The 21,838-nt window shown below is 38.1% G+C and carries 24 protein-coding genes and 2 pseudogenes; 12 read left to right on the top strand and 14 right to left on the bottom strand.

Translation table 11 applies throughout. The features are described from left to right. Positions 1 to 31: 31 nt before the first annotated feature. On the bottom strand, positions 32 to 799 hold the full coding sequence (locus PSF31_RS10025) for a basic amino acid ABC transporter substrate-binding protein (protein ID WP_004254527.1): 768 nt from the start codon (positions 797 to 799) through the stop codon (positions 32 to 34). A 298-nt stretch (positions 800 to 1,097) separates the two neighbouring features. Here PSF31_RS10025 and PSF31_RS10020 point away from each other — a divergent pair, with 298 nt between their 5' ends. The 6 genes from PSF31_RS10020 (at position 1,098) to PSF31_RS09995 (ending at position 6,569) form a co-directional block, all read left to right on the top strand. Next, complete coding sequence (locus PSF31_RS10020; protein WP_096863723.1) at positions 1,098 to 2,006, top strand: AEC family transporter; 909 nt, start codon at positions 1,098 to 1,100, stop codon at positions 2,004 to 2,006. Positions 2,007 to 2,110: 104 nt separating this feature from the next. Then, positions 2,111 to 3,571 carry an AMP nucleosidase gene (locus tag PSF31_RS10015; RefSeq protein ID WP_377146078.1) on the top strand — a complete coding sequence of 487 codons (1,461 nt, stop codon included), beginning with the start codon at positions 2,111 to 2,113 and terminating at the stop codon, positions 3,569 to 3,571. After that, positions 3,552 to 4,115 (top strand): GNAT family N-acetyltransferase, encoded by a 564-nt coding sequence (locus PSF31_RS10010; RefSeq protein WP_096863725.1) that lies wholly within the window; start codon positions 3,552 to 3,554, stop codon positions 4,113 to 4,115. Before PSF31_RS10015 ends, PSF31_RS10010 begins: the two co-directional genes overlap by 20 nt. Positions 4,116 to 4,145: 30 nt before the next feature. Continuing rightward, positions 4,146 to 4,568 carry a helix-turn-helix domain-containing protein gene (locus PSF31_RS10005; protein WP_096863726.1) on the top strand — a complete coding sequence of 141 codons (423 nt, stop codon included), beginning with the start codon at positions 4,146 to 4,148 and terminating at the stop codon, positions 4,566 to 4,568. Positions 4,569 to 4,673: 105 nt separating this feature from the next. Beyond that, positions 4,674 to 5,633: an acetyl-CoA carboxylase carboxyl transferase subunit alpha gene (accA, locus tag PSF31_RS10000; RefSeq protein WP_096863728.1), complete on the top strand. Its 960-nt coding sequence runs from the start codon at positions 4,674 to 4,676 to the stop codon at positions 5,631 to 5,633. Positions 5,634 to 5,678: 45 nt separating this feature from the next. After that, positions 5,679 to 6,569 carry a LysR family transcriptional regulator gene (locus PSF31_RS09995; protein WP_096863730.1) on the top strand — a complete coding sequence of 297 codons (891 nt, stop codon included), beginning with the start codon at positions 5,679 to 5,681 and terminating at the stop codon, positions 6,567 to 6,569. Here PSF31_RS09995 and PSF31_RS09990 read toward each other — a convergent pair whose 3' ends face one another. From PSF31_RS09990 to PSF31_RS09970, 5 genes and pseudogenes are all read right to left on the bottom strand, one after another. Then, the gene (locus PSF31_RS09990; protein WP_096863732.1) at positions 6,570 to 7,028 is read right to left on the bottom strand and encodes an RES family NAD+ phosphorylase; all 459 of its coding nucleotides are present in this window, start codon (positions 7,026 to 7,028) and stop codon (positions 6,570 to 6,572) included. Next, positions 7,025 to 7,486 (bottom strand): type II RES/Xre toxin-antitoxin system antitoxin, encoded by a 462-nt coding sequence (parS, locus tag PSF31_RS09985; RefSeq protein WP_096863734.1) that lies wholly within the window; start codon positions 7,484 to 7,486, stop codon positions 7,025 to 7,027. The genes PSF31_RS09990 and parS overlap by 4 nt, the downstream gene beginning before the upstream one ends. A gap of 88 nt (positions 7,487 to 7,574) precedes the next feature. Further along, entirely contained in the window at positions 7,575 to 8,042 is a 468-nt protein-coding gene (locus tag PSF31_RS09980) for a DUF1456 family protein (protein WP_094960596.1), read from the bottom strand. A 187-nt stretch (positions 8,043 to 8,229) separates the two neighbouring features. Continuing rightward, positions 8,230 to 8,544, bottom strand: coding sequence for an AzlD domain-containing protein (locus PSF31_RS09975; protein ID WP_004254498.1), 315 nt, complete (start codon positions 8,542 to 8,544; stop codon positions 8,230 to 8,232). Next, positions 8,541 to 9,241 (bottom strand): annotated as a pseudogene (locus tag PSF31_RS09970) (AzlC family ABC transporter permease). Before PSF31_RS09970 ends, PSF31_RS09975 begins: the two are co-directional and overlap by 4 nt. Positions 9,242 to 9,711: 470 nt before the next feature. Between PSF31_RS09970 and leuE the strand changes: the two are divergent. Then, a complete protein-coding gene (leuE, locus tag PSF31_RS09965; protein ID WP_096863735.1) occupies positions 9,712 to 10,353 on the top strand; it encodes a leucine efflux protein LeuE in 642 nt (213 codons plus the stop codon). 351 nt (positions 10,354 to 10,704) lie between these two features. After that, entirely contained in the window at positions 10,705 to 11,178 is a 474-nt protein-coding gene (locus PSF31_RS09960; protein WP_096863737.1) for an NUDIX hydrolase, read from the top strand. 23 nt (positions 11,179 to 11,201) lie between these two features. On the opposite strand, the gene PSF31_RS09955 is transcribed toward PSF31_RS09960, so the two are convergent. After that, positions 11,202 to 11,816 (bottom strand): LysE family translocator, encoded by a 615-nt coding sequence (locus PSF31_RS09955; protein WP_164561034.1) that lies wholly within the window; start codon positions 11,814 to 11,816, stop codon positions 11,202 to 11,204. A 148-nt stretch (positions 11,817 to 11,964) separates the two neighbouring features. Here PSF31_RS09955 and PSF31_RS09950 point away from each other — a divergent pair, with 148 nt between their 5' ends. Further along, complete coding sequence (locus tag PSF31_RS09950; protein WP_096863738.1) at positions 11,965 to 12,849, top strand: LysR family transcriptional regulator; 885 nt, start codon at positions 11,965 to 11,967, stop codon at positions 12,847 to 12,849. A 133-nt stretch (positions 12,850 to 12,982) separates the two neighbouring features. Continuing rightward, positions 12,983 to 14,086 carry a D-alanine--D-alanine ligase gene (gene ddlA, locus PSF31_RS09945; RefSeq protein ID WP_096863740.1) on the top strand — a complete coding sequence of 368 codons (1,104 nt, stop codon included), beginning with the start codon at positions 12,983 to 12,985 and terminating at the stop codon, positions 14,084 to 14,086. A gap of 47 nt (positions 14,087 to 14,133) precedes the next feature. Here ddlA and PSF31_RS09940 read toward each other — a convergent pair whose 3' ends face one another. The 5 genes and pseudogenes from PSF31_RS09940 to PSF31_RS09920 form a co-directional block, all read right to left on the bottom strand. Beyond that, a complete protein-coding gene (locus tag PSF31_RS09940; protein ID WP_004254476.1) occupies positions 14,134 to 14,685 on the bottom strand; it encodes a hypothetical protein in 552 nt (183 codons plus the stop codon). A gap of 117 nt (positions 14,686 to 14,802) precedes the next feature. Then, on the bottom strand, positions 14,803 to 15,576 hold the full coding sequence (locus PSF31_RS09935; RefSeq protein WP_036957743.1) for a GNAT family N-acetyltransferase: 774 nt from the start codon (positions 15,574 to 15,576) through the stop codon (positions 14,803 to 14,805). Positions 15,577 to 15,579: 3 nt separating this feature from the next. Then, complete coding sequence (locus PSF31_RS09930) at positions 15,580 to 16,683, bottom strand: NAD(P)/FAD-dependent oxidoreductase (protein ID WP_272683191.1); 1,104 nt, start codon at positions 16,681 to 16,683, stop codon at positions 15,580 to 15,582. Between the two features lie 190 nt (positions 16,684 to 16,873). Then, positions 16,874 to 18,034 carry an MFS transporter gene (locus tag PSF31_RS09925; protein WP_164561033.1) on the bottom strand — a complete coding sequence of 387 codons (1,161 nt, stop codon included), beginning with the start codon at positions 18,032 to 18,034 and terminating at the stop codon, positions 16,874 to 16,876. A 13-nt stretch (positions 18,035 to 18,047) separates the two neighbouring features. Continuing rightward, positions 18,048 to 18,311, bottom strand: a pseudogene (locus tag PSF31_RS09920) (inositol monophosphatase family protein); the annotation flags it as partial. Positions 18,312 to 18,459: 148 nt separating this feature from the next. Here PSF31_RS09920 and PSF31_RS09915 point away from each other — a divergent pair. Next, the gene (locus tag PSF31_RS09915) at positions 18,460 to 19,380 is read left to right on the top strand and encodes an alpha/beta hydrolase family protein (RefSeq protein WP_096863744.1); all 921 of its coding nucleotides are present in this window, start codon (positions 18,460 to 18,462) and stop codon (positions 19,378 to 19,380) included. A gap of 84 nt (positions 19,381 to 19,464) precedes the next feature. On the opposite strand, the gene PSF31_RS09910 is transcribed toward PSF31_RS09915, so the two are convergent. After that, positions 19,465 to 20,247 (bottom strand): GNAT family N-acetyltransferase, encoded by a 783-nt coding sequence (locus PSF31_RS09910; RefSeq protein ID WP_096863746.1) that lies wholly within the window; start codon positions 20,245 to 20,247, stop codon positions 19,465 to 19,467. A gap of 185 nt (positions 20,248 to 20,432) precedes the next feature. Here PSF31_RS09910 and yqfB point away from each other — a divergent pair, with 185 nt between their 5' ends. Then, positions 20,433 to 20,762 (top strand): N(4)-acetylcytidine aminohydrolase, encoded by a 330-nt coding sequence (yqfB, locus tag PSF31_RS09905; protein WP_164561032.1) that lies wholly within the window; start codon positions 20,433 to 20,435, stop codon positions 20,760 to 20,762. An 85-nt stretch (positions 20,763 to 20,847) separates the two neighbouring features. On the opposite strand, the gene PSF31_RS09900 is transcribed toward yqfB, so the two are convergent. Continuing rightward, positions 20,848 to 21,837 carry a D-cysteine desulfhydrase gene (locus PSF31_RS09900; RefSeq protein ID WP_164561031.1) on the bottom strand — a complete coding sequence of 330 codons (990 nt, stop codon included), beginning with the start codon at positions 21,835 to 21,837 and terminating at the stop codon, positions 20,848 to 20,850. Position 21,838: the final 1 nt, after the last annotated feature.

Genomic DNA, 21,838 nt, shown 5'->3' with positions numbered 1-21,838 from the left:
CCATCCATAGATGGCTTTAAGTTAAATTTAATTATTGTTTTGGTAATTGAGGAACATTTTCATCAAACCATTTTTGGTAAATTTTATTGTATGTACCGTCTGCAATAATCTTATCTAAGCCATTATTTATTTTTTGCTGTAATTCACTATTCCCTTTAGCGACAGCAATACCAAAATATTGTTTTTCGAAATGGTTATCGTAAATCAGTTTAAATTTTTTCTCAGGGTGCGTTTTTATATAATACTTAATTACGCCGACATCACCAACTGCAGCGTCAATGCCATCTTCGAATAGTTCTTGTAATAAAAGAGGAGTATTGTCAAAACGTTTGATTGCTGTACTGTTTTTACCTATTACATCAGAAACAACAATATCACCAGTGCTGGAGTTCACAACACCTACATTCAGGTCTTTTAAGCTATTTAAGTCTTTAACATCAGATGTTTCACTGATGACGATCGCTTGCTCAGCCGGGAAATAGGGGTTAGAGAAATCAACCATATTTTTGCGTTTATCTGTAATTGTGATCCCCGAAATTAAAATATCTCTATCACCAGACGATAAGGTCGCAAAAATCCCTTCCCAAGGGGTATTGACAAGTTTAACGTCAAAACCTTCTGCTTCTGCAATTGCTTTAATGATGTCAATATCAAAGCCTTCGAGCTGTTTTTGGCTATTTTCATATTCAAACGGACGGTAAGTCCCACCAGCACCAACGGTATAGCTTTCTTTTGCGTAAACATTCCCCGCGAAGGCTGCCAATGACATACAGCCAGCAAAAACTAATTTTTTAAACATACCAACCTCTTTAATTATGCATTTATAATGAATAAAAATACATAATATTGAACTCCTAAGCAAATGATTTTTATATGCCGAAGTGAGATAAGTTTAGGAGCTTGTGTTTTAAGGGCGGAAAAATATATTATTTAAATATAAATAAGAGAAAGTCGATGCAATCTCGATTTAATCGAAAATAAGCTAAGAAAAGCAAAATATGGGAATAGCGCTTTTTTTACCTATCAGCTACAAAAATTTAACGATAGACTGATTAACAAACTCACTTAATGCTCAAATAAAAACAGATTACGTTCTCATGGATAAGATTCTATTAGTTTTGTGGCCATTATTTGCTCTGATTACAATGGGATTTGTATTGCGTCGCTCGACAATATTCACCGCTGATTTTTGGCCGAGTGCTGAAAAATTAAACTATTTTATTTTGTTTCCTGCATTATTAATTAACAGTCTCGCAACGGCACCTTTGAACAACCCTAAATTACCCTATTTAGCGAGCGCCATCCTTTGTGTTTTAGCGATTAGTTCAGTGTTAGTTCTAGGTTGTAAATATTTATTCAAAATACCTATTCCGAGATTTGGCGCGCATATCCAAGGAATCACGCGTTTTAATACTTATTTAGGGTTGGCAATTGTTGCTGATTTATTTGGCAAAGAAGGGATCGCTATTGCTGCGGTAATTATGGCTGTTTTAGTACCAAGCTGTAATGTCATTGCTGTGCTTTCGTTATCTTCAGGGCAAAAGATTTCAGTTAAGCAAATTTTATTACCGATCATAAAAAATCCATTAATCATTTCCTGTGTCGTTGGCGTGTTATTGAATATATCCCCAGTGGGATTACCCTTTGGCTCGGACCAATTTTTAAAACTGCTCGCAGCTGCCAGCTTACCATTAGGCTTAATCTGTATTGGAGCCGCATTACAAACCTCAACACTAAGAAATGAATTTAAGCCTATTATGGCGTCAACATTGTTACGTTTACTTCTTATGCCTATTTTAGCATTAACAGTGGCGGGCTTATTTTCTTTGCCAAACCTTGAAACAATTCTATTAGTACTATTTTTTGCTATTCCTACTGCGCCAACCGCTTATATTTTAACGCGTCAGTTAAATGGGGACAGCCAACTAATGGCAGGTATAATTACATTACAAACCGTGGCTGCGGTATTTACATTACCAATTGTTTTATCCTTTGTAGTACATTAACTGTGATATAAGTACGTTAATCGCAATATATTTTGCAACTGTCACATTGATACTCTATGTTATCGGAGATAATTTCATCTGATGATAAGGAGTTGTGTGTGTCTTTGGAAAAATGCCAGAAATATGAAAACTTATCTATTGAAGATGTTTTAGATAAACTTTCGTTGTTATATAGCAATGCGATTGATTCATTAAGAGATGCTATCGCTATTTATGTAAAAGAAGGCCGCATACCCGATATTACAGAAAGGGAAAATGGGTTATTTGCTTATCCCGAACTGTGTGTTACATGGGAAGGCAAAGTTGATCATTGCGAAAAAACCCGTGCTTATGCACGTTTTGTTAAACGGGGTGATTACACCATTACGGTGACTCAGCCAGAACTATTCCGTGCTTATTTAGTTGAGCAATTATCTATCCTACAACAGGATTATGATGTCACTTTTTCCGTTCGCCCTTCAAAAATTGAAATTCCTTATCCTTTTGTCATTGATGGTTCAGATTTAGCATTAGATAGGAGTATGAGCAGTAATTTAGCTGCACATTTTCCGATAACCGATTTATCTCATATCAGTGATGATATTACAGATGGTTTGAACTCTGCTACGGATGAAATGCCGCTGTCTCATTTTGATGCATTACGTGTGGATTTTTCATTAGCGCGATTAAAGCATTATACAGGAACCCCACCTGAACATGTTCAACCGTACATTCTTTTCACTAATTATAACCGTTATGTCGATGAATTTGTGAATTGGGCATGTGAACAGGTACGTGATCCTGAAAGTCGTTATATTGCATTATCTTGTGTTGGACATAATTATTTAACCGCTGAGAATGCAGATCCACAAATTGCGACTTCTGATTTAACATGGAAAAAATTTCAAATGCCTGCATATCATCTAATCGCTAGAGATGGGGCAGGAATTACTTTAGTAAATATCGGTGTTGGGCCTTCAAATGCAAAGAATATTTGCGATCATTTAGCCGTTTTACGACCACATGCTTGGTTGATGATTGGCCATTGTGGTGGGTTAAGAGAAAGCCAAAAAATTGGCGATTATGTTTTGGCCCATGCTTATTTGCGTGATGACCATATTCTTGATGATGTATTACCGCCAGATATTCCTATTCCAAGTATTGCGGAAGTCCAGCGTGCGCTATATGACGCTACAAAACAAGTTAGCAATATGCCTGGGGAATTGGTAAAACAACGTCTACGAACTGGAACCGTTGTTACAACAGATGACAGAAATTGGGAATTACGTTTTTTTGCAACAGCTCGCCGTTTTAGTTTAAGCCGCGCGGTTGCCGTGGATATGGAAAGTGCCACAATTGCAGCTCAGGGGTATCGCTTCAGGGTTCCTTATGGCACGCTGTTATGTGTTTCTGATAAGCCTCTGCATGGTGAAATTAAATTGCCCGGTCAAGCAAACAGTTTTTATGAAGGTGCAATCTCAGAACATTTGCAAATAGGTATTCGTGCTATTGATTTATTGAGGAAAGAAGGGGATAAATTGCATTCAAGGAAATTAAGAACGTTCGATGAACCCCCATTTAGATAGCAAGGAGAAGCAATCAATGGCTGTAATACCTGAACTTGAAACAGATAGACTGATATTAAATAAACACCAAGTAAGTGATTTTCCTGCACTTGCGAAGTTATGGGCGATTGAGTCAATGGTTCGTTACATTGGGGGTATGCCTTCTAGTGAGCGCGAATCATGGATGAGAATGTTAGCTTATGGTGGTTTATGGCCATTACTAGGCTTTGGCTATTGGGCTGTCCGTGAAAAAGCGAGTGGTCAATATATTGGTGATTTAGGTTTCGCGGATTTTCATCGAATGGTCGAACCCCATGTTAAAGGCATTCCAGAAGCGGGTTGGGTCATTGCACCTGAATATCAAGGAAAAGGCTATGCAACAGAGGCTATGCAGGCTGCATTGTCTTGGTTGACGAAAGAAAATAAGTATCGGCAATCTATTTGTTTTATTGAACCGAGGAACTTAGCTTCTTTACGTGTGGCTGAAAAGTTAGGTTACGTTGTTGACCGTGAAATTTTTATGAATGGCACGATTACGGTGTTACTGCGCCAACAATTAGCCTGATTAGCGAGTATTATAGCGGGTTAGTATTTCATGTATGATGAGTTAGATATTTCTCAAGTTAGCCAATTATCAGGTTTAGCAGCATCAACCCTACGTTATTATGAAGAGAGAGGGCTGATTAAGCCGATAGGGCGTAAAGGGTTAAAACGGGTTTATCACGGGAAAGACGTAATAACCCGTTTGTCTTTAATTGCATTGGGGCAAGAAGCTAAATTTTCACTCGATGAAATTGCTAGCATGCTCAACCATAAGGATGGCCCTAATATTGAACGTGCGAGCCTACTTGAAAAAGCAGAAGAAATTGAGCAAACCATACAGGGGTTACTAGCCTTAAAAAAGGGTATTTTGCATATTGCGAATTGTCCTGAAGAAAATCACTTTTTATGCCCTAATTTTCAAAAGATTATGGAAAACAGCTTAAAATCAAATTCGCTAAAGAAAAGTCAGCGTTAAAACATTATCCCATTCTTGATAACAATCAATCCTATTTTTAAGCATAGAATGGGATTGATTCTCTGATTACACTCCTAAGATTGCTGTTACCATTTTAGGAACGTTATGACTAATCATTTTCTTGCATTTGAGAAACCTATCGTTGAACTCAATGACAAAATTGAAGCGCTTATAGCCTTCAAGCAAAAAGGACATCCATCAGAGATTAAATTAGAAGAAGAAATCCAGCTCTTGAGAAAAAAGAGTCATTCACTTACGAAAACCATATTTACATCGCTTGGGGCATGGGAGATTGTCCAATTAGCGAGACACCCATTAAGGCCTTATCCCCTTGATTATATTCCATTAATATTTACTGAGTTTCAGGAATTAGCGGGTGACAGAGCTTTTGCTGATGACAAAGCGCTGGTGGGTGGCCTTGCTCGTTTAGATGGTAGGCCGGTTATGGTGCTTGGGCAACAAAAAGGGCGGACAACAAAAGAGAAAGTTATGCGTAATTTTGGGATGCCATCGCCAGAAGGCTACCGTAAAGCACTTCGTTTAATGAAAATGGCGGAACGTTTCCACTTACCAGTGATGGTATTTATTGATTCTGCTGGGGCTTACCCCGGTGTTGGTGCTGAAGAGCGCGGGCAAGCAGAAGCTATTGCACGCAATATTATAGAAATGTCTCATTTAAAAACCCCTATTATTTGTGTCATTACAGGTGAAGGTTGTTCTGGTGGTGCATTAGGGATTGGTGTGGGGGATCGTATTAATATGTTGGAATACAGTACTTATGCGGCGATATCTCCAGAAGGTTGTGCCTCTATTTTATGGAAAGATTCCCAGAAGGCACAAATTGCAGCGGAAGTAATGGGAATGACCGCTCCACGGTTAAAAGAGTTAGGTATTATCGATACTATTATACCTGAGCCTTTGGGTGGAGCTCACCGCGACTATCAGTTAGCTGCACAACAATTAAAACAACAGTTACTCACTGATTTAAATGAGCTAACTCAATTAGACATAGACGAATTACTGGCACAGCGGTATCAAAAAATAATGGATTTTGGTTACTGCTAGTGCTATTAGTTCAAGTTAATAGCGCGTGAACTGTAGGAATTAGAAATGGCTGTTGACCTGAATTTATTGAAAGTGTTTATTGCCGTCGCGACACAAGGAAATTTTGTCAATGCGGCAAAGTTACTTTCAATGCCAACATCGAATGTGAGTCGTTATATTAAACAGTTGGAACAACAACTTAATAGCCAGTTAATTGAACGTACAACCCGGCAAATGCGGCTAACGGAAACAGGAAATATTTTATTTGAACAAAGCCAAAAACTAGTCAGTGAATTAGAGCAAGTTGTAGTGCAAATATGTCATCCACAACAAATTACAGGCACGTTAAGGCTAACTATTCCCAGTGAATCCGGTAGTTTATTATTAGCAGATTTATTAGCGAAGTTTGCATTATCTCACCCACAATTGAATATTCACTGTGATACACAATTAATACCTCAAGATGTTATTAGTGATGATATTGATTTGTTACTCACTTTTCATCGTGGTCATCTTGAAGACAGTAGCTATCACTCACGTCTGATCAAATCATGGCAAAGCGTTGTTGTTGCATCACCCCAATTAATTGAAAAAGTAGGAAAACCGTGTTCATACTCTGACTTAGCCAATATGCCGTGCATTTCGAGCTTGAGTGCATTACAGGGGCAACCGTGGATATTTATTGATTCATCTGGCTTACAGAAAAAAGTGATAATTAACAGCAGCTACCGAGTGAATAGTGGTATTTTGGCTCATGCTGCTGCAGTGAATGGGGTAGGTTATGCTATTTTGGCGTTAGATGCATGCGAAGAACAGATTAAACAGAAAAAATTAGTGCGGATAGCATTCGATGAAGTATCGCCAGCGCCTATAGAACTTCGCGCGGTTTATGCGAGCCGTAGTGCATTATCACCGAAAATAGATGCTTTTTTACAGTATTTATTAGCAAATATCTAATTATGCTAAGCGCGGGTCAACACTAAAATCTAGTGATTTAACGGTATGTAAAGCTTTTTGAAATTGCGGATGTAACGGGTTAATAATTGCGTTGTATTCATAGGGAACAATACAAGAGGGAATTAATAATGCTAGACTATCTTGGTTATTAAGCCATATAGTGCCAATATCCATGGTGGAGGTTGGTGCGGGGTCTTGTTGCCAATCTGTCGGAAGGTGGTCTAACGACAATTTCATCACATACTTATCATTGATATCTATGGATAGTAAGCTGAACTGGTTCAATAGTCTGTCTTGATTGATGTGAACGAGTATTTCAAGGGTTGCTAATGAAATACTCGTTGAAGTATAAACAGCAGGAGTCCCTTTATGATTCCAACGTCCGCCGTAGAGCATGGCTCCTTGGCCTGACCATGCATCATGCGCAAAATTGGATTTAACCAATCGATATAAAATCATGAGAATACGCCATGTTCAATACGGCCAATCAAATCAATCACTTCAATGGCTCCGCTTTCTGTCGCAATAAGCTCAATAGGGCGTAAATGTCCTAACCCTTTAACTGGGTGGTTAAGCCAATCACTTGCCGCGTGCTTATCTCCATTAAATAAACGCACCGCAGCATCGAATACCCGCACTAGACGAGCAATTCTCTCACTTTCATCAGCATTAAGGGGCTGGCCAGCATTTTTACGTCGCGCAATATTGCGCTCATTAATGCCGGATATTCGCAATAATTCAGTTTTGCTCATTCCTGACCATTCTTGGATATTGTCTAAGACAGAGACAGATAGGCCTTGACGCAAGAAATGAGTTAACTCAATACCACGTTCTGCGGGTAACCCTACATGGCGCCACAGTGGTTTAAAGGATGAAGCAGTCGGTTGAAGTGGGGCTGTGGGGATATAGTTTCTCATTTGAACCTCCTGACATTTGTCACTTATATTATAGACAAATGTCAGGAGAATGCAAAATTAATGAATAAAAAACAAACAAAAATAACGGTTATTTATCACCACGTAGGCGAATTGTCAGGCCTTTTAGGAAGTAACGCAGTAATTGGTCTCCACATTCGCGATAGTTTTTATGCCCAGGTTTACGGAAAACTGCGTTAAGCTCAGGCTTGGATACACGAAAATCAACAAGCTGATAAATTTCAATCATATCCGTATCTTTTAATTCAAAAGCCACGCGTAATTTTTTGAGCATAATATTGTTATTAAGTCGGCTATCGACTTCGGGAGCGGGGTGGTTTTCATCTTTACCACGGCGGTGATAGATTAAGCCATTTAGAAAATGCCCCATTATATTATCGTTACATTCAACATATTCAGGTTCATTATCTTTTTTTAACCAAGCCACCATTTCTTCTTTTGTTACAGCCAAATCTGCGAGTTTTACGATTTTAACCATTTGGGCGTCGCTTAAGTCCAACATATAGCGAACGCTGCGTAAAACATAATTATTAAGCATGGTATTGTATTATCCATTATCTATAAAGGTTAATTGGCTATTTATTGAGTAAGGCCAATAAAGTATTCACTATGACAATCAATGACAGGGTGAAATTGAAAAGGAATGTATTTTGAGAGGGCCATATTATGAGGGATTAACCAAGATAAAGCAAAGCGCTGAACGATGCTTTATCTTAAATAATAAGTTAACCGATAAAATAAATAAGAGAATAGAAAAATACTAAGGTAAGGCCGACAGTTAGCAGCATGTTTTTTAATACAGAAGCCACGATGACACAGAATAGCGCCCCCCATAAATAAGGATTATCAGGGAAGGATCGCAATTCATGGTTTTCTAATAGGATAACAGGGGCACAAATTGCGGTTAATAAACAAGGTGCTGAATACCCTAGTGCTTGACGAACCACAAGAGGAAGGCGTATTGGCAACTGTGGTATTAGAAAAATATAACGTAGAGTAAAAACAACCGCTGTTAAGGTAATAATTAAAAGCCAAATCATTTTTCCTCCTTCAATAAACGTGAAACGGCTACCGAAACAAACATCCCACCCACACCTGCGATAACAATAGCACTACTGAAGGAGTACATTGAAAGTACGATAGCGACAACGAGTGAAAAGATCACGCCACACAACGTACTTATTTTTTTGTTAATGGAACGACGATTGCAAGCAAAGTTGCCACGACAGAAAAGTCGAGATGTAAGCGGCTCAAATCGCCCACAATATTGGCCATTGCAATCCCACAAAGACTAGTAATTAACCAAACGAGATAAAAACTAAACCCCGCACCAAACAAATAAGGAAAGCTTAAACTCTGACGTTTAGCAGCGCTAATCGCAAATAATTCATCTGTTAATAAGAAACCGATACTAAGGCGCTGAGGAGTTGTAAAGTCTTTAACTTGGGGGCGTAATGTCAGTCCATAAAGTAAATGCTGGGAAGTGATAAAAAAAACAGAAATAACAATCGTGATATAGCCAGCACCCGAGTTAAGCAACCCAAGAGTGACTAATTGTGCCGCACCTGCAAATACCATCGCGGACATCGCTACGCTTTGCCAGAAATCGAGACCAGTTTCGACCGCCATTGAACCTGCTAAAACTCCCCAAGGAATAACAGCAAGATTAAGAGGAGCGGTATGAACAGCGCCTGCCATCATTGCTTTTTGCCATTGATTACTTTGTTGTGACACCATTTAAGCTAACCTTATTGTAATTTTGAACACTTATATAACTTGATTGATTTTAAAGAGATGAAATATTAGTAATGGGCTATTTTAGTTTTATACTGGCTTGATCCAATTTTACTTTTAAATAGCACGAACTTTTATGTTATAACGCGAAACCTTAATCAAATCACTACTACTTTTATTTATTCTATAAAATTAAATGCTGATTTAATTATCTATTTTAGCATTTACAACTACTTGGTTGGCTATTTATAGTTAGCTTCTAACTAAGGCTCTTGTTTTGGGTTGTTATTCTGTTTTTTGATCTTTATTCATTGTTGTTTATCTAGTGTTTTAATGTTATTTGGATTTATATTTTATATTGACATTATTATATGGTGATATCTTTTATAAGTAATGTAAAGCCTGTATCATATAGTCATAAATAAATGATGTGAATTTTTTGTTATAACTTTTATTGAGTTAGCGGGTTTCCTATGCTTGAAAATCTCGGTATTACAAACTTATGGACTTATCTTATCGGTGTTATTTTTATTACATTGGTACCAGGCCCTAATTCTTTATTTGTTTTAACTAGCAGTGCAAAATATGGTGTGAAAAATGGTTATAAAGCCGCATTAGGTGTCTTTACCGGGGATGCTGTGCTCATTTTTCTATCATTTTTAGGCGTTGCATCTTTAGTAAAAACATCACCTATCTTTTTTAGTGTTATAAAATACGTAGGGGCGGCTTATTTATTTTATTTAGGGATTAAAACCCTGTATAGCGTATTGCATAAGAAAGAAAATACAGGTGATGTTGATTCAATTATCTTAGAAACCAAGGGCACCTATAAGAAAGCCGTTTTTTTAAGTTTACTAAATCCTAAGATGATCATTTTCTATGTTTCATTTTTTATCCAATTTATTGACCCAGCTTACCCAAGTGCAGGTGTGCCATTTTTCATACTTGGCCTAATTTTAGAAACTTGTAGCATGATTTATTTATCACTGCTAATTTTTGGTGCTGTTGCCGTAACGAATATGGTTAAACATAATAAAAAGCTTTCGAAGTTCTCTAATAGCTGTATTGGTGCTGTATTCTTGATGTTTGGAGCAAAACTGGCACTAACCGCTTAATAGTTTTATCAGAAATAGCCGGTCTATGTGCTGGCTATTCCTCTAATTTGTTCAATTTATTGCGCATCTTTATGATGAACAATAACAAATCTCATGGGTTTTTATTTTTTTCCCATTCTCAAAGTTCATAGCTTGTTGCTTATAAAAATCAAATTCTTTTTTCAATTTAACCACCCCGAGTTAATAACCAATCGCCATCAGCTAAGCATATGATAATTTCTTTCCGCTGACTGCGCTTTGAATGCCTCATGTAAGTTGAAATGGTTACCGTGACTGGAAGGCAACAAGGTGTTAGGCTCACCACCAGAAACTTAATGTAAGAATAACAAAATAAAAAAAGGATGTGGTGAGATGAGAGAGGAAGTTAAACATTTTACGGCAACAGCAATGATCCGTAATGAGCATGGTGAGTTTTTATTACACGAACATCAAAAACTTGGTTTTTGGTTACCGCCAGGTGGCCATATTGAAGCAAACGAAGAACCACAACATGCTGTTTTCCGAGAGGTTCTTGAAGAAACAGGGTTAGAGTGCCAAGTGGTCAGTTGCGGTTTCCCCTTTGTATCGCAAGTGCAGGATTCATCCCATACACAAGTATTACCGTTGCCCATCGCTATCTTGAAAGAATTTATTGCGGATAAAAAGAAAGGGAACCATTGGCATATTGATATGATTTACTTATGTGAGTTATTGCCCTCATCACAACCGCCTTTTGCCCCATTTGAATGGGTGCCATTTGACCAACTCGCCAAACTTAATATTCCAACCGATGTGGTTGAGTTGGCGAAAGTGGTCAATGAATATTATCGGTTGCAGGGTAAATAACTACCATGAATGTGAATGTGGGGTTAGTTTATATTAAAGAATAGTAGAGATAATCCCAATAAAATCAGTAGAATTCCAATCATTCGGTCCATAATAAATTGGTAGTTAAGAATTTTGTTTCTGACTGCCGGCGTTGCAAAAAAAATAGCAATTAGGCTAAACCATAGCCAATGGGCAAAGGAAATAAATAAGCCATAACTTAAATTTAACCAAATTGAATTTTGTGTACTAATAACTTGGCTATACACAGAAATCACAAAAAACATGGTTTTTGGGTTTAAAGCATTTGTCAGAAAACCATTTTTAAACGCATTTAGGGCCGATAATGGCTTTGATACGGCTTTATCTGAGGATATTTTTACTTTATTTGTTAATGATTTAAATCCGATGTATACCAAGTAAAACACCCCAATAAGTTTAACGATTAAGAATAATGTTGGTGAACTCATAATGACCAAAGTGATGCCAAAAATGGTATAAAACACATGAACCTGCACACCAACAGCAATACCTAGCGCACACAATAAGCCTGTTTTAATGCCATAGGTATAACTACTACGAGTTACCATAGCAAAGTCTGGCCCCGGACTAATGACAGCTAAAATGGTAATGGTTGCAACCGCAATGATTTCATTCATATTAATTTCCTAAAAGGTAATAAAAACAGACCAAAACAGATTTATTCTGAAATTGTTTGTTCATTTATTGTTTTTATTATCAATAGATTGAATAAAACTAAAAAGCGATTTATCCTGACATAAATCTGTCAGTTTTTATTACCTATATATGAAACTACCACCGTTAACGTCATTACGTTTTTTTGACACTGCTGCGAAAGCAGGTAGCTTTGTGCAAGCGGCTCAAGAGCTGAATGTGACTCATAGCGCGATTAGCCGACAAATTCGTTTATTAGAAGAACACCTTGGTGTTGAGCTATTCGAACGAAGGAACCGTGCTGTTTTTTTAACGGCTAATGGACGAATATTGTTACAAACAACTAGTGCAATATTTGAACAGCTTAAGGAGGGGGTTGAAAAGATAAAAAACAATACCTTTCCTGATGTTGTTAGTTTGTCTTGTGAACCTACAATCGCAATGAAGTGGTTAATTCCTCGGCTTACACATTTTTATCAACAATATCCCCATATTACAGTGCATTTAGTGGCGGCAGGTGGTGTTATCGATTTCACAAAAACGAATGTTGATTTAGCATTGAGGCGTAATGATTTCAAATGGAATGACAACCTTTGCGCGGTGAAAGTGTGCTCAGAATGTATGGGCGTCGTGGTTCGGCCTGAACTTGATTTTAAAGAAAACTTTAGTCATATAACGCTACTGTCAACTCTATCTAGGCCAACTGCATGGGAAACTTGGCAAAATATAAAAGAAATAGCGCTTCAAAATAATAAAACTATTACATATGAACACTTTTATTTGTGTATACAAGCGGCTTTGGCTGGGCAAGGGGCGGCGCTTGCGTCATTTTTGATGGTTGCAGATGAAGTAAAATCGAAACAATTAACCGCGCCATATGGCTTTATTGAAGATAATTCAGCATATTATTTATTGTCATCTAAACCTGTAGAGCAAGGCAGTGCAGCGGCTATTTTTACGCAGTGGCTAATTGAACAGGTGAATATCAGTATTGAAACTCTGATAGATAAAAGATAATTAGCTATCAAAAAAAGAAGGTTTGGTCATAAAGCCAGCTAATCTTAATGAAAAATAAATAATTTATGCCATAACCTTTTCTTTGCGTGCTATATTTCTCGGCTAGGTTTGGTGTTTTATGTCGGAGCAAATAATGAGCAAAATACGAGTCGGTGTTATTTTTGGTGGCCGATCAACAGAACATGAAGTTTCACTACAATCTGCTAAAAATATTATCAATGGGTTAGATCGCAATAAATTTGATGTATGCCTTTTAGGGATTAATAAAGAAGGGCAATGGCATGAATATAACGAATCTGATTTTTTATTGCATGGTGATGATCCCTCTCGTATTGCGTTGAATACGCCTAAGCGAGCTATCGCACTTGTTCCAGGTAAAACAAGCGAACAGTTTATTTCGTTAGAAGATGCTAAGCCATTGCCACAAATCGATGTTATTTTCCCTATTGTTCACGGTAACTTAGGTGAAGACGGCTCGTTACAAGGTTTATTGCGCATGGCGAATTTACCATTTGTCGGTCCGGGGGTTTTAGGTTCCTCTGCCTGTATGGATAAAGACGTTACCAAAAGATTACTTAGAGATGCAGGCTTAAATATTGCTCCGTTTATAACAGTGCTCAAAAATGAGCGCGCAACAACTGAATATGAAGCGACCGTGGCGCAATTAGGCCTACCACTTTTTATTAAACCAGCAAATCAAGGTTCATCTGTCGGGATCAGTAAAGTCAGCACTGAATCGGAATTTGACGCGGCACTGGACTTTGCTTTCTTATTTGATATGAAAGTCCTTATTGAAAGTGCAGTTAAAGGGCGTGAGATTGAATGCGCCGTATTGGGTAATGAAGAACCTCTTGCCAGCCCTTGTGGTGAAATCGTATTACACGATAGTTTCTATGCGTACCACACTAAGTATATTGATGAGAATGGCGCCTCTGTCGTGGCTCCTGCACAGTTAGATGCTGCGGTGAGTGATAAAATACGCGAGATTGCCTTATCCGCGTATCGCGCATTAAATTGCAGTGGAATGTCCCGTGTGGATGTTTTTTTAACGGAAAACAACGACGTAGTTATCAATGAAATCAACACATTGCCTGGCTTTACGAACATCAGTATGTACCCCAAATTGTGGCAACAAGCGGGTATGACATACCCGCAATTAATCAGCCGCTTGATTGAGTTAGGAATTGAAAAATTCCAACAAACTGCGATGTTGAAAACGGCATGTGATGAGCTTTAATTGCTGAAAAAATACTATCTCGGTAGTTTTTATGGCTACCGAGATGTTTATTTACCCTGAACTTGAGCTTTCATTTGTTGTAAAAATAAGTTTGTTTCTTTTGGTGAGGTGAGTCGAACAAACTGAATATGGCGTAAGTTGATATTTGCCATATGACTTAGATTTCTTTTCTTATTTGGATAGTAAGTCTTTAGTAGCCACAGAATTATCGAGTCACGACTGAAAAAAGCATTTTTCCAACGTTCTTTATTACCTGTATTTGCCCACAACTCTTGCCCTGAACGAATGCGCGACAATGTGCGCGTAATCGACTGATAAAGCGTTCTTGGTAAGGAGTAATCCAGCCATACCACCATATCAACCTCTTTCCATTTAATGGGTTGGGTTCGAGTATAGTTTCCATCAAGAACCCATCCAGATACCGCTTTATCTAATGCAGCGGTGAGTTTCTGGTTAAGCGCATCATCCGAAGAACCTTGCCAATTCGCTAACCAATATAAGCTATCCAATTCGATAGAAGGGACGTTTAACAACAGCGAAAGTTGTTGGCAAAGGGTACTTTTACCGCTACCACTAGTGCCAATAATATTAATTTTCATATGTAAATATTAGATAATTTTGTCATTATGATTAATCTGGAATGACTGAGCTTGGAACCACTGTGTGAACAATGATCCCACTTCAGATAGCTCTACAAATAACATTATGGTTATAAATTATTTGCACCAAACATAATTGATATAGCGAAAGAGAGGTTCAAATCCAAATTTTTTATACAAATCAAATCCCGCTTCAGACGCATCTAGGAAACAGTGTTCTACACCTTGTTGGCGGCAAAATGCTAACGCATAATCAATAAGTTGTGAAGCGTAACCATTACCTTGATGGCTTGGCTCGGTACCAATATCATCAAAACGCGCTAACGTACCTTCGATCGTCACCGTCATGGAGGTCGCTGGTTCACCATTAACGAGTAACACAAGGTGAAACTGCGGGGCGCCTTGTTGTAATGCATCCTCATGATAACGCACATATTCCTGAATAACCTGGTCGTGCTCTTCAGACAGGTAAAACGCAGAAACCAGAGGCTTTGCCCACAAGGACAAATCGTGATTCGCTAAGACGATATCAACTTGGTTATCAGGCAGTTCAACTTCATTTTGCTTTACTAAGGTCAGCGCCATTGCAGTCGTGACACTGTCACGTTTATACCCTAATGACTCAGCCTCAGTTACCACCTGCGGGAGCATCTCTTCGGGGATCACTAAGGTATGGTTTTTCTTCTGTGAAACAAACAGGTTGTGAGCCTGCATAAAGGCGTGGCTGGTCGAGTCAGGCTGTAAATAGATAAAGTTAAACGCTGGCGAATTAAGGGGCGTTAAATAGCAAATTGTGTGTTGTGCAATCTGGATACTATGTTCACAAATAGATGTCCAGAATGTTTTTTCAATCGATTGATAATGTCTTAAATAGTACAACGGAATATTCATTTGTCAGTTACCTGATACAAAACGAGTTAATCGATATGGACCTAATGCGGCTTGTTCTATCCCATGCAAGATTTCATCTTGAGCCAATTGGCATATCAAAGGCGCTAGCGTAATCGCAGCGTGCATACTGATAATATATAAACCTTCGAAATCAGCAACTTTTCCGACAATTGGCATCTCATCTTTAGGCATAGGTCGCATTCCTGTGAAAGCGTTTTCAAGATTTAGCGTGTTACTACCTATAAATGAATTTTTAATTGTTGTAAGGGCGTTTTGTGCGATAGCTAACGCGTTGTGTTCAGGCTTATCATCAATATAATCTTCAACACAGAGTATTTTACCTGAACCTGCAGGCCGCAGCTCCATTTGTGGCGTCGAAATGATATGTTGAACCAATGTTTGCTCTGTAGAATCATTGATATGCACAATGATAGAGGGAGAGGCTATAACAGGTAATTCAACATGTAGCGATTGCATAAGTGTAGTCGCGTCTGTACCCGCAGTCACGATAACCTGTTCAGCCCCAAAAGTATCTGTTTGAGTCTTTACGCCAATGATGCGTCCACCTTCCTGCAAGATAGCTTGAACTTCCTGTTCAGGTAAGTAAATAACGCCTTGTTCAATAGCAAAGGATAATAGCGTTTTTGTTGCATGAATGGGGTCAACACTACCTTCATCTGGGCAAAATGCAGCGAGTTCAGGTAAAACAGATAAGTAAGGTTCCATCTTGTGAACGGTTGACTTGTCCAATAATTCGACATTAAATCCACTCTGTTGGTGGAGGTAGACATATTCTGCCGTTGCGGCCTCTGTTTCTTGCCAGCTGAGAGCGCCTGTCCATTGGATATTCAACTTTCCATCGGTGTATTTATCGAGTTCATGCCATGCAACAAGCGCCTGTTGGCGAAGTTGGCTATATGCATCAGGCCTTCCATATGACACATTCAACCAAGCGAAAGCGTGCTGTGTAACACCTTGGCCTGCGTGTGCTTTATCAAGCAAAATGACTTGTGCATCAGATTTTTTTGATAAATACCAAGCTAATGTTGTACCAACAAAACCAGCACCAATAATAATAATAATGTTTTTCTTATGAGTAGGGGTCATTACGCCTCAGTACTTACATGGAAGTTATTAGCTAAAAAATTAGATTGAATTTTAATAGTTTAAAAAATGATTATATAGATAAAACCTATAAATAGAGCATAATTGCCACCATTTTTATAAGAGACAAGCAATTGATGAGGAGAAACATAGAATAAGGCTACAACCCAGTAGCCTTATGAGATTCAAAAAATCACACACGGATAAAGCGAGTCACAAAAGCAATAATAACTAATAATGCAGAAATTAATAATAATGCAGTTGCCAGGGACAGTTGAAAAGCAACAAAACCAATAGCAGCTGGTCCCGCCAAAATACCTAAATAGCCTAAAGTTGAAATTGCAGGCACGGCAAGAGCCTCTGGCATCGTTTTTTGCTTCCCTACAGCAGAAAACATCACTGGTACTATATTAGATGAACCCGCACCGACTAATGCAAAACCCATGATGGCCAATATGAGATGAGGAGATAAAACAGCAATAACAAAACCGAGGCAGGCAAGTAAAGCACCTAAAAATACGACACGTGCGGAACCGACTCGCATAACAATTTTGTCGCCCAGTAATCGGCCAATAGTCATGGTTGTGGCGAATGCCGCAAAACCTAAACCGCCTAAAGTCTCTTTTAATCCATGGTGTTCAATTAAGAATACAGCGCCCCAGTCAAGTACTGCGCCTTCAGCAAGAAAAACGGCAAAACAGACGATGCCAATCACCAAAACAACGCCTTTTGGGATAGCGATAAGCGGGCCAGTTGGGGCATTAGCGTAAGGGATTAAACCGTTATAGCAAATAGCTAACAAAACCACTGCAACAACTGAAATGATGATTGATGACATTGTTGCGGAAGAACCAAGTAGCAAAACTAAACTCATGGTACCTGCACCCGCGATGCCACCGATACTATAAAAACCATGAAAGCCAGACATGATTGGTTTATCAGATGATTTTTCAACAATCACCGCTTGAACATTCATCGCGCAATCTGTTAAGCCAATGAAAATTCCAAATAATAATAAGGCAATGATAATAAAGTTAATTTGCGATAAAGAGGATAAAATGGGGAATAACAAACTAAAGGCGATGGTAGAAAACACCATTAAACGGCGGCAACCAAATTTGGCAGCTAATGCACCAGTTACTGGCATAGCAATAAGTGCTCCTCCACCGAAACATAATAGTAGCATGCCAAGGGTGGCATCATTTGCCCCTGTGTTAAGTTTGACATAAGGAACAATGGCTGCCCAGGCCGCGGTAACAAAACCGGCAATAAAAAAAATAATTCGAGTAGAAACTTGTTCCCTTTTCGCAGGCATAAAGGAAACATGACTATTAACTTGTTGAGTAGATTGCATTTTATAATACTTCTTAAAAGATAAAATTAACTACCTGTATTAAGATAGCCAGAATTTGTTCATGAAGGTTTGGGTAGCCTGTTGCTACAACCGTACCACCAATTTCAGCTCAGCAACCATCTAATGTAGTCACTTTGCCAATAGCACGTTCTATAATAGGGATTAGTGGAACAATATCATAAGGTTCCAGTGCGAATTCGACACAAATATCGATTCTACCCGCTGCTAACATTGCCATTGCATAGCATTCTCCCCCATAGCGAGTCATTAATACTTGTTTCTCAAGCGCCATAAAAAAATTGTACAGGTCTAAACCGTATATCTATATTTAATCTTGTTTTACGAGGGCACTTTAGGCGCTATTTGTTATAAAAAACTCAATATAATATCGTCGAAAGGTCCTTATAGAACATGATGAGTGTGCAATGAAACTAAAAATTATGCCTTTGTTGTTTTCAATTTATCCATTAAGTGTATTTGCACAGAATTTACCTGTGAGTATGCAAACTATGCACTTTGCAGGCAAAGATATAAATTATTATTTAATCCAAAAACAAGCCAAAAAATCAAAGGATTTATTAGTTTTATTACAAGGCTCAGATTGTAAAAGCGTCATTAATAACCCCAATATGTTGAAAAATTTCGGGGTTGTATTTCCTCATAATGATATTTTATTAGTTGAAAAAACAGGATTAAACAGCCAAGTGGGGGTTAATGGCGAAGAAGCTTCAGAAGAAGAATGTCCTGTTGACTACATGTCGAAAGACTCGCCATTAGAACGCGCCAATAATTATGTAGCAGTATTAAAGCAATTAAAAAATGATTACCAACACATAGTGCTATTAGGCGGAAGTGAAGGTGCGCTGGTAACTAATTTAATTGTTGCACAAGAAAACTTTATTACCGCATCCGTTGCATTGAATGTTGGCGGCCAATACTTCATTAATGATGTTCTATATAGTATTGAAAATAATACACCTAAAGAAGAAATTGCTAACTCAAAGGAAGGTTTTAAACAATTTGCAGAAGCGGTAAAACAAAAGCAATTAAATAACGACCAATTTGTCAGCGGCCATGGCTCGAAATGGTGGTATGAGATGCTCACCATTGACAATTTAAAACTTATCCAGTCAGTTAAAACCCCACATTTGGTGATACAAACGATGGCGGATACCAACGTGGATGCTCATGGTACAGATAATATGATGAAACAAGTTCGTAATACCCATGTTAGTTACCGTTCTTATCAAGATTTAGACCATTATTTCAAAGATAAAGATGGGCAGTTGCACACTGAACAAATTGTGAGAGACATTCAACAGTGGTACCAAACGGTGACAAAATAAAGTGGATATATTAGTGGGATTACTCCCATTATTATGTCACCCCGTACAATTAGGCACCTCGTTATTAAGATGCATTTAATAAAATCACTCTGCAATATAGCTGTAGTAATTAAATATAGGTTCAAAACCCAGCTTTTTGTAGATAGATAATCCATCGCTGGATGACTCCAATACACACTGTTTAATCCCTTGTTGATGGCAAAGGTATAGTGCATGTTTAATAAGTAAAGTCGCGAGCCCTTTACCTTGGTATTGAATATCGGTGCCAATATCATCAAGTCGAGCTGTTTGATTATTAAATGTCATAGTTAAGGTTGAGACTGGTTGCTGATCTGCAAATAAGACTAAATGCACCATATTAGTTTGTTTATCAAGTGCTCTTTGGTGATAACGAATATACTCGTCAGTAACAGTTGAGTCACTTTCATCTGTATCAGAATCGACAGGGAATGCTGTAATTAACGGCTGAGCCCAATCTTCGAGTCGTTCATTACTCTGTATTATCTGAAAATCAGTATTAAGCGGTGGTGGTGAATTGTATTGAGACAGAGCCCCTTGTGGCAAAATCATTGCAGTTGATTCACCATCAAAGACTAATCTCCGTGCTATTATTTCTGACTCAAATAGTGAAAGTATTTGGTCATGAATAACCAGTACATAAGGCTTAGCTTGTTGTTTGAATAGCGCTTCAGCCTTCTCGTAATCTGAAATGAGTGCGCCTTGGTGGAGGTAAATATAATTAAATATAGGCAATGGTAGCTCAGAAAAATAAGCACTAGTTTGGTTGCTAATTTTCACCGTATTTGCACATATCGCAGACCAAAAATAGTATTCTTGTTGATAGAACAAATTTTCATTGTTATCCATTATGTGTACTCAGTTTATAGACGTAGATAATATTTTTATGGCCTGATTGTATATAAAACGCAATGATCGCTATAGTGTTCGTATAATTGGAAGCACAAAAAGAACCATTTTATTGCAATTTATTAGGTTTATAAGAAAATAGGGGCTCCAAACAAAGGCATTGCATAAGAAATAAGAGAAATATTATGAATAACGCCCCTGACACGATAACCTTTTTTGAGCGTTTACTTCCATTGGTGGTTTCCGGTAAAAAAATTATCACTATCCGTGATAAAAGCGAGAGCCATTATATTCCTGGGACTATTGTGAAGGTATACGCGCTGGAAACAGGTGAATATTATACTGATATTAAAATATTGTCAGTAGAGCCAATTTCTTATGATGACATTTCTGAATACCATGCTAAGCAAGAAGCCATGAGTCTAGAAACGTTGAAAGCGCTTATCAAAGAGATTTACCCAAACGAACAATATTTATACGTAATCACTTACCAATTATTGAATAGTACAGACTAATCAACAATAATAAAGAAGGAAGTCGAGTATTTTAGCTTTACAATGGAAGATAAAAGGGCAATCTGGCCCTTTTATCTGATGATGATTACTTAATTGTTTGGCTAATATCTGAGTAAGCAAATAATGCTTGGGATCCACCCGTATGAATAAACAGAACGGGAGTTTTTTCTTCAGAGCTTTCCAAGTAGTCAATTAACCCAGCCATGGCTTTACCGGTATAAACTGGGTCTAATAAAATACCTTCTTGCCGCGCTAATAAGTTGATTGCGGCGAGGCCTTTTTGGTTTGGCATTCCATACATGGGAGCAAAAAAGTTATCCCATAATTGTACTTCAGGTGTTTTAGCTAGACCCAACCATTGAGCCAGTTCGGATTGCAATTTTTCAACTTTAGGGGCTTGGTCTTGTTGCTTTCGTGACACTGTCACGCCAATTACTTGGCTCTGTGGTAGTAATTCTTGTAAACCAATGGCAAGCCCTGCATGGGTTCCAGCACTTCCTGAAGCAACAATAATTTTATCAAATTCAATATGTTCTGGCTTCTGTTGAGCTATCTCAATAGCGCATTGGACATAGCCTAAAGCACCTAATGTATTTGACCCACCCACAGGGACAATATAGGCATCTTTAAGAGAAAGTGTTTTAATTAGCGCTTCCATTTGGGATTGTGGGTCGGTTAATTCATCACACATCACACAACGGGTGGAAAATAAGTCAGTTAATAATTTATTACCATTATGCAGAAAGTTAGGGTTATCACTTTTAATTGGATTTTCTAATAACGCAACGCATTCAAGCCCATACATGGCAGCAACAGCTGCAGTTTGGCGGACATGGTTTGATTGAATTGCCCCCGCGGTAACAATAATTTTTGCTTTTTTGGCTAATGCATCAGCCATTAAAAATTCTAGTTTACGCAGTTTATTTCCCCCCATAGCAAGGGGAGTCATATCATCACGTTTTATATAAATCTCACGACCAAACTTATGCGATAAATTATTCAATCGATTAAGTGGAGTCGACGAGTTAAGTAAATCTATTTTTGCGTACTGTGTTAGTTGTTGTTGGATAGACATC

Source organism: Providencia sp. PROV156, assembly GCF_028480905.1.
Classification (GTDB): domain Bacteria; phylum Pseudomonadota; class Gammaproteobacteria; order Enterobacterales; family Enterobacteriaceae; genus Providencia; species Providencia hangzhouensis.
The sequence above is the reverse complement of the archived record's forward strand: the minus strand, read 5'-3'. Positions and strand labels throughout refer to the sequence as shown.